The sequence below is a fragment of the Nakamurella lactea DSM 19367 genome (assembly GCF_000426645.1).
Lineage (GTDB): Bacteria > Actinomycetota > Actinomycetes > Mycobacteriales > Nakamurellaceae > Nakamurella > Nakamurella lactea.
This window is the reverse complement of the sequence record NZ_AUFT01000020.1, coordinates 69,299-83,332: the sequence shown is the minus strand read 5'-3', so window position 1 is coordinate 83,332 and position 14,034 is coordinate 69,299. Positions and strand designations below refer to the sequence as shown.

General features: G+C 68.6%; 9 protein-coding genes. 3 read left to right on the top strand and 6 right to left on the bottom strand.

The window, feature by feature from the left end; genetic code table 11:
- Positions 1–2 precede the first annotated feature (2 nt).
- The 5 genes from K340_RS31435 to K340_RS0118740 all read right to left on the bottom strand — a co-directional run bounded on the left by K340_RS31435 (position 3) and on the right by K340_RS0118740 (position 8,949).
- Positions 3–3,305, bottom strand: coding sequence for a S8 family peptidase (locus K340_RS31435; protein WP_051266849.1), 3,303 nt, complete (start codon positions 3,303–3,305; stop codon positions 3–5).
- Positions 3,306–3,600: 295 nt separating this feature from the next.
- Positions 3,601–5,205: a phosphoglycerate dehydrogenase gene (gene serA / locus K340_RS0118760; protein WP_029137839.1), complete on the bottom strand. Its 1,605-nt coding sequence runs from the start codon at positions 5,203–5,205 to the stop codon at positions 3,601–3,603.
- A gap of 242 nt (positions 5,206–5,447) precedes the next feature.
- Positions 5,448–6,476 carry a ketol-acid reductoisomerase gene (gene ilvC, locus K340_RS0118750; protein ID WP_029137838.1) on the bottom strand — a complete coding sequence of 343 codons (1,029 nt, stop codon included), beginning with the start codon at positions 6,474–6,476 and terminating at the stop codon, positions 5,448–5,450.
- 137 nt (positions 6,477–6,613) lie between these two features.
- Entirely contained in the window at positions 6,614–7,126 is a 513-nt protein-coding gene (gene ilvN, locus K340_RS0118745; RefSeq protein ID WP_029137837.1) for an acetolactate synthase small subunit, read from the bottom strand.
- A 2-nt stretch (positions 7,127–7,128) separates the two neighbouring features.
- Entirely contained in the window at positions 7,129–8,949 is a 1,821-nt protein-coding gene (locus K340_RS0118740) for an acetolactate synthase large subunit (RefSeq protein WP_037365604.1), read from the bottom strand.
- A gap of 272 nt (positions 8,950–9,221) precedes the next feature.
- Between K340_RS0118740 and K340_RS31430 the strand changes: the two genes are divergently transcribed.
- Positions 9,222–9,710, top strand: a complete 489-nt coding sequence (locus tag K340_RS31430; protein WP_051266847.1) for a PH domain-containing protein — start codon at positions 9,222–9,224, stop codon at positions 9,708–9,710.
- Positions 9,711–9,860: 150 nt separating this feature from the next.
- The gene (gene ilvD, locus K340_RS0118730) at positions 9,861–11,708 is read left to right on the top strand and encodes a dihydroxy-acid dehydratase (protein WP_029137835.1); all 1,848 of its coding nucleotides are present in this window, start codon (positions 9,861–9,863) and stop codon (positions 11,706–11,708) included.
- Between the two features lie 18 nt (positions 11,709–11,726).
- Here the strand turns inward: ilvD and K340_RS31425 are convergent, their stop codons facing one another.
- Positions 11,727–12,461 carry a thermonuclease family protein gene (locus tag K340_RS31425; protein ID WP_211229535.1) on the bottom strand — a complete coding sequence of 245 codons (735 nt, stop codon included), beginning with the start codon at positions 12,459–12,461 and terminating at the stop codon, positions 11,727–11,729.
- A gap of 372 nt (positions 12,462–12,833) precedes the next feature.
- Between K340_RS31425 and K340_RS0118720 the strand changes: the two genes are divergently transcribed.
- Complete coding sequence (locus K340_RS0118720) at positions 12,834–14,012, top strand: AAA family ATPase (protein WP_037365654.1); 1,179 nt, start codon at positions 12,834–12,836, stop codon at positions 14,010–14,012.
- Positions 14,013–14,034 lie beyond the last annotated feature (22 nt).

The following is a 14,034-nucleotide window of genomic DNA, read 5'->3' as shown; positions in this document are numbered from 1 at the left end:
TGTTACTGGATGCGCAGCACCGTCGCCCGGTGCTTCGGCTTGCCGTTCAGCTGCAGGACCAACGCCGAGACGTTCTTGCCGGTCGCCTGGTACGGCACGGCCGACTTGGCGGCGTCGATGTACAGCGGTGCTTCCACCGTCAGCTGCGGCTTGGTCACGTTGTACGTCGACCCGGTCACCGTGTCGACGTCCTCGCCGGTGAAGGTCGAGTAGGTGCCGACGGTGTAGCTGATCGGCAGCGACTTCGTGGCCGCGGTGACGCCGATCGCCGCCGGGTCGACGGGCAGCAGGATCGCGTTGCCGTCGAACACGTTGGTGTCGGTGTCGCCGTAGTTGAAGTTGACCGGGCTGATGCTGATCAGCTCGTCGGCGTTCAGGTCGACCAGGAAGGCCGAGATCAGGTCGGTCGGCTCACCCGTGCCGTCCTCGATCGACTGCGCATAGACCTCGTAGTCGGCATCGCCGTCACCGTTGACGTCGAAGTCGACGTACGGCACCACCGAGTGGCCGATGGTCGCCCAGTCGCCGTAGGTGCTGACGCCGAACCAGAGGAATCCGTCCGCGTAGGTCCCGCTGTCGCCCTTGGCGCTACCGGCACCCACGTACTGGATGTCCGCCGCCTTGTCGGACGGCGTCGAGGCGCACCCGTTGGTGATCCACTTGGTGCACTTGGGCAGCTTCGAGCTGCTGACGCCGGCCTGCAGCACCGACACCAGCGAGGTGTAGCCGCCGGCCACACCCTTGCCACCCTTGAGGCCGATCGAGGTGTTCTTGCCCTTTCCGACCAGGGTCGGCTTGGTGGTCGAGTACGGCTTGGCGACGCCGAACACCGGCACCCGCAGGGTCGGCTTGCCGGTGGCCTTGAGCAGCACCCGGCCCGAGGCGTCGGTCTCGTACTGACGCGGTTCGTCCAGCCCGGTGTAGGGGTTCGGGGTGGTGCTGTCCATGGTCGGGTCGATGGTGTGATCCAGCTTCGCGGTGGTGACGGTCATGGTGACGGTCACATTCGCGGAGCCCTTGGGCGGCAAGTAGATCGACGCCGGCTTGACCGTGTACTGGATGCCGGGCGAGGTCACCAGACCCTCGTACGACACCTTGAACGTCGCGCCGGTCTTTGCCGTGTTCTGCACCTTGATGGTGCGGGTCTGGGTCGACTTCGCCTTGTTCGCGGCCTGCCAAACGACACCGAAGGTGGCGGAGACGCCGCCCGGGGTGTCGGTGTTGTAGGCGAGCACGTCCGTGGTGACGGCCTGCAGCGCATCCACCCGGCCGGAGCCCACTCGGGCCGGGCCGTACCGATCACCGGTCTGGCCGAGCTCGGTGAACACGTCGTGGTTGGCCGTGTTCATGATGGCGGCCTTGAGCTGCTCGGTGCTCCAGGTCGGGTGCTCCTGCTTGAGCAGTGCCGAGATACCGGCGATGTGCGGGGTCGCCATCGACGTGCCGGAATTGAGGGCGGACTTGTTGCCCGAGCCGATCCCGGCCGACGAGATGGAGCTGCCCGGCGCCGCGACGTCCGGTTTGACCGGGTTCTGGGTGCCGTGGGTGCCACGGGACGAGAACGAACTGATCGTGTCGCCGAGGGCGGGCGTGACGGTCTGGATGGTGCCGACCAGCGAACCGTCGAACGTCACCTTGAGCGTCCCGGCATCCACTGCCGGACGCAGCTTGGTGGTCTCGTCGGCGGTGATCTGGAAGACCGGCGTCTTCGCCGAGCCGGTGATGCCGGCGTTGAAGGCGTTGAGCTGCGAGGTGAAGATCGACCCGAGCCCACCGGCGTTGTCGATGTTCGTAGCTCGTGCGGCCGAACCACAACGACGGGTGGCGTCGTTGTCGTCCCACTCCAGCCAGGCGACCTTGCCAGCGACCTTTGCGGCGTCCTCGGCACTCAGCGGGCTGCAGCCGTCGGCGTTGGCGCCGCCGATGGCAACCACGTCACCGCTGACCGGGGCTTTGCCGGCCCAGTCGTAGGCGACGGACACCTGCCCGGCGGCGATGCCGGCGGCGTCGGCCGGAGCGTCGACCCGAATGCCGTCCAGTACCTGGTACGGATCCACCACCGCGGCGACGGCCAGCGAGCGGACCGCGTTACCCGGCGTTCCGCCGGCGTCGGTGACGTCGTTGGCATTGCCCATCGCGATCACCGGCAGCACGCCGTACTGGGCGAGCACGTCGATGATGGCGTTCTCGGGATCGTCCTCGGTGCCGTAATCGCTGCCCAGCGAGAGGTTGACGATGTCCAGCTTGTCGGAGAAGTCGCCGTCACCGTTCGGATCAAGCGCCCAGTCCAGCGCCTGACCGACCAGATCGGTGGAACCGGTGCAGCCGAACACCTTCAACGCGTACAGGCTGGCCTTCGGCGCCATTCCCGGGCCGACCTTCATGGCGTAAAGGTCGTCGCCGGTGAGCTTGCTGTAGTCGCCGGTGAAGGTGCTGCCGTCGGCGCTCACTCCGGAGCCGGCAACGGTGCCGGCCACATGGGTGCCGTGTCCGTAGCAGTCCAGCGGGTTCGAATCAGGATGCGGGACCGGCTGGTAGTCGGCGGCCGTCGGATCCGCGTTGTAGTCGTCGCCGGAGAAGTCGTAGCCGCCGACCACCTTGGCGGTCGGGGTCCAGGCGCCGGCCGAATCCGCGTGCGCGGCATCCCAGGCCGCCACCGTGCCGGGGCCGCCGAAGTCGGCGTGGGTGTAGTCGATGCCGGTGTCGATGATGCCGACCCTGACGCCGTTGCCGAGCAAGCCGGTGTCCTGCCAGGCATTGAGCACCTTGGTGAACTGGGCGGCGCCGGCGTTGTTCAGCGTCTTAGGAACGATCTGGCTGATCTTGACCACGTCGCTGCGCGCGGCCACCGCCTTGATCGAGGCGAGGTCGGCCGAGATGGCGACACCCGGGACGGTGTTCGTGGTGGCGTACAGCCGTTTGGTCACGGCCTTCGCGGAACGATTGGCCTTCTTCGTCTTGGCGTCCTGTGCGGTGGCGGTACCGACAACCGCATTCGCGGTCCGGTCGATCGCCGCTCGCTTGTCCTTGACCGCCTTCTTCTCGGCGGCCTTGCCCTTCGGCGCGACCGAGGCGCCGGCGGCGGCGGCACCCGAACCGGCGAACTGGACGAACACCTTGTAGGTGCCGGCCGGCTTCCGATCCAAGCCGTCGGCCAGCTTCGCACTGTCGCCGACGGGCGCCGATCCGTGCGCCGCAACCGCTGGATCAGCGGGGGTGTAACCGCCGTTGTCGGCCGGAGCAGCTGAGGCCGCCGGTACCGTCGCGACGAAACTGGATACCAGTCCCGCGGCGGCTACCGCCACGCCCCATCTCCTGGCAACCGACCTTCTCGGCAACGCCATGAACACCGTCCCCTTTCACGGACCAGGGCCTCGCGCCCTGATCGGACTTGCGTGATGCGGATCGGGTCTCGACCCGCCGCTCATCGCCGCACGAGACAATCGTGAGGCATCGCACATCAGACGCTAGAGGTCAGTGCGGCCCGTGACCAGCCCGCGGCGCAAAGTCGCCACCATTCGGGGGGTCAATTGACCCGAATGTACTGATTTCGGAGCGGGTTGATTTCGGTACAAACCCGGAAGAACGTCGCTGACGTCGTCAGCCGGCGGCAATCGCCCGGATCGATCGGGCGCCGACCTCGGCCGCGACCGACTCCAGCAGCTCGGCCGGCGGCGCGGCGTCGAGCCGCAGCACCATGATCGCGGCGTGTCCGGAGATCTCCTGCGACAGCTGCGCGGCCAGAATGTTGACGCCGGCCGCGCCGAGCAGGGTGCCGACGGTGCCCATCACGCCAGGCCGATCGTCGTAGGCGAGCACCAGCAGATCACCGGCAGCCCGCAGATCGAAGTGCCGGCCGTTGATCTCCACCAGCTTCGGCACCAGGTGTTCGCCGGACAGCGTCCCGGAAACGGTGCGCAGGGCGCCGTCCGGCATGGCCGCGCGCAGCGTGACGGCCGAGCGGTAGTCCCCGGTCTCCTCGGTCGCGCTCCCGGTCAGGGTCAGGCCGTGCTCGGCGGCCAGGGTCGGGGCATTGACGAAGGTGACGGCCTCGGCGATCACCGGGCCGAAGATCCCGCGCACCGCGGCCAGTTGCAGGATCGAGGTGTCCGAATGCGCCAGGTCGCCGCGGACCTCGACGGTGACCTCACTCGGCACCCCGCCGCCGACCGCGGTGAGGATCGTCCCGAGCCTGGTGACCAACGGGATCCAGGGCTGCACATCGTCGCCGACCGGACCGGCGGCCTGCACGTTGACGGCGTCCGGCACGAAATCACCGCGCAGCGCCAGCTTCACCGACTTCGCCACGGCCGTACCTGCCTTGTCCTGTGCCTCGGCGGTGGAGGCACCCAGGTGCGGGGTGAGGACCACGTTCGGTGCAGTGCGCAGTGGATTGTCGGCGGCGGCCGGCTCGGCCGAGTAGACGTCGATGCCGGCGGCGGCGACCCGCCCGTCGGTGAGCGCCTCGGCGAGGGCGGCCTCGTCGATCAGGCCGCCGCGGGCGGCGTTGATCACGATCAGGGTGGGCTTGACCGTCGCGAGTTCTTCCCGGCCGATCAGGCCGACCGTCTCCGGCGTCTTGGGCAGATGGATCGTGATGATGTCGGCCTGCCGCAGCAGAGTGGGCAGATCGACCAGGGTGACGCCCAACGAGGCTGCCCTGGCCGGCTGCAGATAGGGGTCATAGGCGATCACCGTGCTGCCGAAGGCGGCGAGCCGGGCCGCGACCAGCTGCCCGATCCGGCCCAGGCCGACCACCCCGACGATCTTGTCGGCGATCTCGACGCCGGAGAACGAGCTGCGCTTCCACTCCCCCGCGATCATCGAGGCGTGCGCCGCGGGGATCTGCCTGGCGACCGAGAACAGCAGCGCCAGCGCATGTTCGGCCGCCGAGATGACGTTCGACTGGGGCGCGTTGACCACCAGCACGCCACGTTCGGTGGCGGCGGCGACGTCCACGTTGTCCAGGCCGATGCCGGCCCTGGCGATCACCTTGAGTTTCGGCGCGGCGGCCAGCGCCTCGGCGTCCATCGTGGTGGCGGACCGGATCAGCACCGCATCGGCGTCGGCCAGTGCGGGCAACAGTGCGGCCCGATCGGCGCCGTCCACGTGCCGGATGTCGAACTCGTCGCCGAGTACGTCGATGGCGGACTGGGCGAGCTTCTCGGCGATCAGGACGACGGGGTTGGACGTGGGGGACGACACGGTGACGGGCTCCGTCCGGAGTTCTGGGGATCCGACGGACGGGTGCCGCCGGACGGGGCGACGTTGCCCGCGCTGAATCGTAGTCGCCGACGAAATGGCGGCGCCGCCGTCATCCGATCCCGGGGCGATCCCGATCCGGACGACGGCGGCGACGATCCTGCGGTACCGATGCTGCGGCGGTACCGATGCCGCAGCGGTGCTGATGATGTTGCGGTGCTGATGATGTTGCGGTGCCGATCGACTCAGTTGCGGGCGGCGGTGCCGGAGTAGTCGTCGTCGGCGGTGACCCAGCTCATCAGGCCGCGCAGGTGACGCCCGGTCTCCTCGATCGGGTGTTGCTCCTGCTCGGTGCGGAACTTCTTGAACTCCGGGGCGCCGGCGTCCTGGTCGGCGATGAACCTGGCCGCGAAGGTGCCGTCCTTGATGTCGGCCAGCACGGCCTGCATGTTCTGTGCCACGTGGTCATCGATCACCCGCGGTCCCGAGACGTAGTCGCCGTACTCGGCGGTGTCCGAAACCGACCAACGCTGCTTCGCAATGCCGCCCTCGTACATCAGGTCGACGATCAGCTTCAGCTCGTGCAGGCACTCGAAGTAGGCGATCTCCGGCTGGTAGCCGGCGTTCACCAGGGTCTCGAAGCCGAGCTGCACCAGCCGCGACATGCCGCCGCAGAGCACTGCCTGCTCACCGAACAGGTCCGTCTCGGTTTCCTCGGCAAAGGTGGTCTTGATGACTCCGGCCCGGGCGCCGCCGATCGCGGCTGCATAGGAAAGTGCCAGCGCCTGTCCGTTGCCGGACGGGTCCTGCTCGACGGCGATCAGGTCGGGAACGCCCTTGCCGTCGACGAACTCACGGCGCACCAGGTGGCCGGGGCCCTTGGGGGCGACCATGATCACATCGACGTCGGCCGGCGGCTTGATGTAGCCGAACCGGATGTTGAAGCCGTGGCCGAAGGCCAGCGCCTTCCCCGCGGTCAGGTGCGGCTCGATCGATTCGGCGTAGACGTGCCGCTGAACGTGGTCCGGGGTCAGGATCATGATCACGTCGGCTTCTTCGGCGGCCTGGGCGGGGGTGACGACCCGCAGCCCCTCGTCGGTGGCCTTGGTGCGGGACTTCGAAGTCTCCGGCAGGCCGACGCGGACGTCCACCCCGGAATCACGCAGGTTCAGTGCGTGCGCGTGCCCCTGCGAGCCGTAGCCGATCACGGCGACCTTGCGGCCCTGGATGATCGACAGATCGGCGTCGTCGTCGTAGAAGATCTCGGCGGCCATGTGCTGATGTGCTCCCTGCTTGAGTGGGTATTGCTGCTTTTGCTCTTGCTGTTGATCATGGTGCGCTGCCCGGCATATCGGACACCTGGTCGGCGCGTCGCGGGCTGGGCGCCATGATCATCCTGCGGTGGGTGAATCTATTCTTGTCGACCCCCCGAAGAGCTGATCGACCGAGGTCCGCGACCGAGCGCCACCATCCCCGACTGCACCATCTCCCTGATCCCGAACGGCTCCAGCATCCGGAAAAGGGCCTCGAGCTTGTCGGTGGTACCGGTGGCCTCGATCGTCAGTGATTCCGGCGCCAGGTCGACGATGTGCGCCCGGAACATCTCCACCACGGTGACGATCTGCTCCCTGGTGGTCGCGTCGGCCCGCACCTTCAGCAGCAGCAGCTCGCGTTGGACGGCGGCCGACGGCGTCAACTCGACGATCTTGAGCACGTTGATCAGCTTGTTGAGCTGCTTGGTGACCTGCTCGAGGGCGGGTCCCTCGACGGAGACGACGATGGTCATCCGAGAGACGTCCGGGTCCTCGGTCGGTCCGACCGCGAGCGAGTGGATGTTGAACCCGCGGCGGGAGAACAACGCCGAGACCCGTGCCAGCACACCGGGTTTGTTCTCGACCAGGACGGACAGCGTATGACGGCTCACGCTCACTCCTCTTCGAACAGCGGGCGGATGTCCCTGGCTGCCATGATCTGGTCGTTGCCGGTACCGGAGGCGACCATCGGCCACACCTGCGCGTCCTTGCCCACGGTGAAGTCGACCACCACCGGACGGTCGTTGATCGCCATCGCCGCCTCGATGGTGGCGTCCACGTCCTCTTTCGACTCGCACCGCAGGCCGGCGCAACCCATCGCCTCGGCCAGCAGTTTGAAGTCAGGGATCCGCAGCTTGTGGGTGCCGAGGTCGGTGTTGGAGTAGCGCTCGCCGTAGAACAGCGTCTGCCACTGCCGGACCATCCCGAGGTTGCCGTTGTTGATCACCGCCACCTTGATCGGAATCCCTTCGATGGCGCAGGTGGCCAGCTCCTGGTTGGTCATCTGAAAGCAGCCGTCGCCGTCGATCGACCAGACGGTGGCGTCCGGCCGGCCGGCCTTCGCGCCCATCGCGGCCGGCACCGAGTAGCCCATGGTGCCAAGGCCGCCCGAGTTGAGCCAGGTGCGTGGGTGTTCGTACTTGATGAACTGCGCCGCCCACATCTGGTGCTGCCCCACCCCGGAGGTGAAAACCGTGTCCGGGCCGGAGATCTCGCCGAGTCGCTTGATGACGTACTGCGGCGCAAGGGTGCCGTCGTGCGGCTCCTCGAAACCGGTCGGGAAGGTCTCCCGGATCTCGTCGAGCTCGGCCCACCAGGCGAACAGGTCGGTGACGACGCCGGAGCCCTGCTCGGCCGTCACCGCGCCGATCAATTCGTTGATGACGTCCTTGGCATCGCCGACGATCGGCACGTCCGCGGTGCGGTTCTTGCCGATCTCGGCCGGGTCGATATCGGCGTGGATCACCGTCGCGCCCGGGGCGAAGGAATCGAGCTGGCCGGTCACCCGATCGTCGAAGCGGGTACCGATGGCGACCAGCAGATCGGCCTTCTGCATTGCTGCGACCGCTGCCACCGTGCCGTGCATGCCCGGCATCCCCAGGTGCTGGATATGGGAATCCGGGAAGGCGCCACGGGCCATCAAAGTGGTGACGACCGGAATCCCGGTGAGCTCGGCGAGGCGCAGCAGCTGCTCCGTTGCCTCCGCCTTGATGACGCCGCCGCCGATGTACAACACCGGTCGGCGAGCGGCGACGATCAATTTGGCGGCGGCGGAGATCTGGCCGGAGTGCGGCCGGGCGGTGGGCCGGTATCCGGGCAGGTGGATCTCTGCCGGCCAACTGAAGGTGGTGGCGGCCTGCAGAATGTCCTTGGGGATGTCCACCAGCACCGGGCCGGGTCGGCCCGTGGATGCGATGTGGAACGCGGACGCGATGACGGACGGGATCTCCGCCGCATCGGTCACCATGAAGTTGTGCTTGGTGATCGGCATGGTGATGCCGCAGATGTCGGCCTCCTGGAAGCCGTCGGTGCCGATCAGCGGCGAGCCGACCTGCCCGGTGATCGCCACCAGCGGCACCGAATCCATGTGCGCGTCGGCGATGGGCGTCACCAGGTTGGTCGCTCCCGGCCCCGAGGTTGCCATGCAGACACCGACCCGGCCGGTGGCCTGGGCGTAGCCGGTTGCCGCGTGGCCGGCGCCCTGTTCGTGCCGGACCAGGATGTGCCGCACCTTGGTGCTGTCCAGCAGCGGGTCGTAGAGCGGAAGCACTGCGCCACCTGGGATTCCGAACACGATGTCGACGCCGAGCTCTTCCAGGCTGCGCACCACGGACTGGGCGCCGGTGACCTGTTCGACGGTGGGGCGCGACTGCGCGGCCGGCGGCACGACGGCCGGTCGGGCCGAGGCCGATGAGGGTGCTGCTGGTGACGTCATTGCTGGGCCTTCCTGAACTGCCGGATCGGGCAACAAAAAACCCCCCGTCACCTTTCGGTGGCCAAGGGGTTGCGCGCCGTCGCGATGAGTGCCGCGAGGCGCGCTAGGTGATTACGAGGAGCTGCGAATGCATGCCCCCGACTGTAGGCAGCGGCCGCACGGGTGTCAACACTGCGGGACCGACATCTCAGCATCCGGGAACTCGACCCGGGCGTGGGCGTCCGCAGCCGCGCCGGTGCCGGTGCCGGTCCCAGTGATGGAACCATGGAGCCATGGCCCGCACTCCCCGCACGACGTTCCGCCTGCCGCCCATCGCGCTGCTGGTGCCTGCCCTCCTGCTGGTCTGCGTCATCCCGATGGCCGGCGCCGGCGGTTGGTGGAATCTGACCTACCTGGTGCCCACCCTCGGCCTGGTCTGGATCCTGGTCACCAGGACCACGGCCACGCCGGACGGTGTCCGGGTGTCCGGCCTGCTCACCCGCCGGCTGCTGCCGTGGCAGCGGATCGATCGGCTCGAGCTCGACGGCCAGCGATGGGTGGTGGCCGCCGAGCGGAACGGCCGGCGGACCAGGCTGCCGATGGTGCTGACCCGCGACCTCCCCCGGCTGGCCGCGGCCTCCGGCGGCGCCTTCGCATTCACCGCGCCGGAACTGGTGGCTCCCGGAACCGAGACGAGCCCCCCATCGACCGGGATCGACCCGGCCACCGCGTCGGACGGCGAGCCGACTCCCGCACCACCGATCCAGCAGCCGCGGGCGTAACCTCGAACACCGGCAGCCGGCGGGCGCCGTCATCCCAGCCCGCCACCTGCTTTCGTCCCGTCACCCCAGGGGCGTGCGCCCCTCCCGATACCGACGTCGCCGTCATCCCGGGTCGAACGAAACCCGGTCCCCCGTAGGAGTTCTCCGCCCATGCCTGCCTATCGTTCCCGCACATCGACCCACGGCCGCAACATGGCCGGCGCCCGCGCCCTCTGGCGGGCCACCGGCATGGGCGACGACGATTTCGGCAAGCCGATCATCGCGATCGCCAACTCCTACACCCAGTTCGTGCCTGGCCACGTGCACCTCAAGGACATGGGCGATCTGGTGGCCGGCGCGATCAAGGAGGCCGGCGGGGTGGCCAAGGAGTTCAACACCATCGCCGTCGACGACGGCATCGCGATGGGCCATGCCGGCATGCTCTACTCGCTGCCCAGCCGCGAGCTGATCGCCGACTCGGTCGAGTACATGGTGAACGCACACACCGCCGACGCGCTGGTCTGCATCTCCAACTGCGACAAGATCACCCCGGGCATGCTGATGGCGGCGCTGCGGCTGAACATCCCGACGGTGTTCGTCTCCGGCGGTCCGATGGAGGCCGGCAAGGCCGTCATCGTTGACGGGGTGGCCAGTCCACCGACCAACCTGATCTCGGCGATCAACGCCTCCGCCTCCGAAGTGTCCGACGAGGGATTGTCCGCACTGGAGCAGGCGGCCTGCCCGACCTGCGGCAGTTGCTCGGGGATGTTCACCGCGAACTCGATGAACTGCCTCACCGAGGCGCTCGGATTATCGTTGCCCGGCAACGGCTCCACCCTGGCCACCCATGTCGCCCGTAAGGAACTGTTCCTGCGCGCCGGCTCGCTGGTGACCGAGCTGGCCAAGCGCTACTACGAGAATGACGACGACTCGGTGCTGCCCCGCTCGATCGCCGACGAGAAGGCGTTCGCCAACGCGATGACCCTCGACGTGGCGATGGGCGGGTCCACCAACACCGTGCTGCACATCCTTGCCGCGGCCCAGGAGGGCGAGGTCGACTTCACCCTGGCCGATATCGATGCGCTGTCCCGCCGGGTGCCGTGCCTGTCGAAGGTGGCGCCGAACCACCCGCGTTTCCACATGGAGGACGTGCACCGCGCCGGCGGCATCCCGGCGCTGCTCGGCGAGCTCAACCGGTCCGGCCTGCTGGAGACCGACGTGCACAGCGTGCACTCGGCCGATCTGCAGGGCTGGCTGGACGACTGGGACGTGCGCGGTGGCAAGGCGACCGACGCCGCGAACCAGCTGTTCCACGCCGCCCCGGGCGGGGTCCGCACCACCCAGGCGTTCTCCACCGACAACCGTTGGGACAGTTTGGACACCGATCCGGTCTACGGCTGCATCCGGGACCAAGAACATGCCTACACCGTCGACGGCGGGTTGGCGGTGCTGTTCGGGAACCTGGCGCAGGACGGTGCGGTGATCAAGACCGCCGGCATCGACGAGGAATTGTTCCACTTCGTCGGCACCGCGGTTGTCGTCGAGTCCCAGGAGGCCGCGGTCGACGCCATCCTGTCCAAGCGGGTGAAGGCCGGCGATGTGGTGGTGGTCCGCTACGAAGGACCGGCCGGCGGCCCCGGCATGCAGGAGATGCTGCACCCGACGTCGTTCATCAAGGGGCTGGGGCTGGGCAAGGTCTGCGCGCTGATCACCGACGGACGGTTCTCCGGCGGTTCGTCGGGCATCTCGGTCGGCCACATCTCCCCCGAGGCCGCCTCCGGCGGCGCCATCGGCCTGGTGGTCGACGGCGACGAGATCGAGATCGACGTGCACTCCAGACTGTTGCGGGTCAACGTGTCCGACGAAGAGCTGGCCGACCGCAGGGCAAAGATGGACGCCTCGGAGAACCCGTGGCACCCGGCCGATCGCGATCGGGTGGTCAGCAAGGCCCTGCAGGCGTACGCGTCGATGGCGACCTCGGCCTCTACCGGCGCGGTCCGGCAGGTGCCGGCCCGCTGAGCATTCGCGGGACCGGGTTCAGCCCAGGGGGGCGCGCCAGCCGGCGGCCTCCGCCTCGGCGGCGCTGCAGAACCAGCGCTCGCCCTTGGACTCGGTGATCTTCGTCGCCGCGTAGGACCGTGAACCCGGTGTGTGGTAGATCTTCTCGCCCTTGCTGTTGATGTTGCCCTTGATGTCGCAGGCTGAACTCTGCTCGGCCTGCGGCACCTTGGTCGTCGGGGGCGGTTGGACAACGGAGCTCTTCGGGACCGACGGGACGGCCGTCGGGAAGCCGCCGCACGCACCCCACAACCCGGCGTGCGCGCCTCGCGCCGTGGCTTCCGCGGCGCGATAGTCGGCCTGACCGGTATACGGACGGTCGTAGGTGTACTCGCGTCCGAAACCTTCACGGATCATCAGCAGCGCGACCGATCTGCCGTCCGGCAGCAGCACGTGCCGCAGCAGCCGGCCATAGCGATCGACGTCTGCCTGGGTCGGATCCGCCTGCAGCCGAACCTGTTTGCTCTGCACCAGCGACTGCATGCGGCTCGCTGCCTGCTGCCCGAAGCACGCCAGCGCGTATCCGGGTTTGTGCAGCTCCGGCGTATCGATGCCGATGATCCGCACGGTGTGCGACGTCCCGTCGATCCGCACCTTGATGGTGTCGCCGTCCACCACACCCGCCACCGGATACAGCGGCGCAGTGCTGCTCGGGCGGGCGGAATCGCTCGTCGACCGGCTGGGTGCGGTCGGTTCCGCGACGGTCGATCGCACTGCCGACGGCACCGTCGATCGCACCGTCGATCGCACCGTCGATCGGACTGTCGACGGCACCGTCGATCGCACGCCACTCACGCTGGCCGCGGTCGTCGGAGGGGCAGCGGACGGGTGCGCAGACTCGGCCGCGAGGCTCGGGGATGACATACCGTCGGCGGCCGAAGGGTCCCCCGGACTACAGGACGCGAGCACCGCACCCACCGCGACCGCTACCGTCAGTCCACGAATCGCGGACCGCAGTCGACCGTCAACCACGTCATTGCCCCTATCGGGTGGATGTGCTGACTCAGCGCACCCAGATTAGCGTCCCAGCGACAAGCATCGACGGCGACGGTGGTGATGTCGGAACGGCGCCGTAGGTTGACCCGCATGATCCGCACGCTCGCCGTCTCCGGGTACCGCTCGCTGCGGGACCTGGTGGTGCCGTTGGGTCCGTTGACGGTGATCACCGGCGCGAACGGCAGCGGGAAGTCGTCGCTCTACCGCGCGTTGCGCCTGCTGGCCGATTGCAGCCAGGGGGCGGTGATCGGCTCGCTGGCCCGTGAGGGCGGACTGCAGTCGGCCCTCTGGGCCGGCCCGGCAACGCTCGGCGCCGCCCGCCGGGGCGCACCGGTGCAGGGCACCGTGCGGTCCGGTCCGGTGAGCCTGCGGATGGGTTTCGGCGCCGACGATTTCAGCTATCTGGTGGACCTGGGACTGCCGACCCCGAGCGAGTCGGCGTTCGCGCTCGACCCGACGATCAAGCGCGAGGTGGTGTTCGCCGGGCCGGTGATGCGGCCGGCCGCGACCTTGGTCCGGCGGACCCGGCAAGTGGTGGAAACCGCCGAAGCCGGGCGGGGCTGGCAGCTGCTGACCGACCAGCTGGCAGGCCATCGCAGCATGCTCGCCGAGATCGCCGACCCGGAGCGGGCTCCCGAGCTGTTCGCGCTGCGCGAGCAGATCCGGTCGTGGCGGTTTTACGACGGGTTCCGGACGGACGCCGCTGCGCCGGCCCGCCGCCCACGGGTCGGCACCAGGACGCCGGTGCTGGCCGACGACGGCGCCGACCTGGCCGCGGCGGTCCAGACCATCGACGAGACCGGGCGACGGGACCTCGCGACTGCGGTCGCCGACGCCTTCGACGGCGCAACGCTGAGGGTCAGTGTCAGCGACGGGGTGTTCGACGTTGCGCTGCAGCAGCCCGGCATGTTGCGGCCGCTGCGGTCGGCCGAACTATCCGATGGCACGCTGCGCTACCTGCTGTGGATGACGGCGTTGCTCACCGTCGACCCGCCGCGGCTGATGGTGCTCAACGAGCCGGAGACCTCGCTGCATCCTGACCTGTTGCCGCCCCTGGGCCGGCTGATCGCGCAGGCGGCGCGGCGTACCCAGGTTCTGGTGGTCTCGCACTCGAGAGTGCTGATCGACCAGCTGGGCGCGCGGGCGCTGGACGACGAGCCCGAACCGTCGGATCCTCGACAGATCGAGCTGGTGAAGGACCTCGGCGAGACGAAGGTGCCCGCGTTGAGCATTCTCACCACCCCGCAGTGGGACTGGGGCAAGCGCTGATGACGGTCAACCCGGCCGGCGG

Coding starts and splice junctions, on each gene's coding strand:
- ilvC (WP_029137838.1), bottom strand. CDS start 6,476: ATGGCCGCCGAGATCTTCTACGACGACGACGCCGATCTGTCGATCATC.
- K340_RS0118740 (WP_037365604.1), bottom strand. CDS start 8,949: ATGACGTCACCAGCAGCACCCTCATCGGCCTCGGCCCGACCGGCCGTC.
- K340_RS31430 (WP_051266847.1), top strand. CDS start 9,222: ATGGCCCGCACTCCCCGCACGACGTTCCGCCTGCCGCCCATCGCGCTG.
- ilvD (WP_029137835.1), top strand. CDS start 9,861: ATGCCTGCCTATCGTTCCCGCACATCGACCCACGGCCGCAACATGGCC.
- K340_RS0118720 (WP_037365654.1), top strand. CDS start 12,834: ATGATCCGCACGCTCGCCGTCTCCGGGTACCGCTCGCTGCGGGACCTG.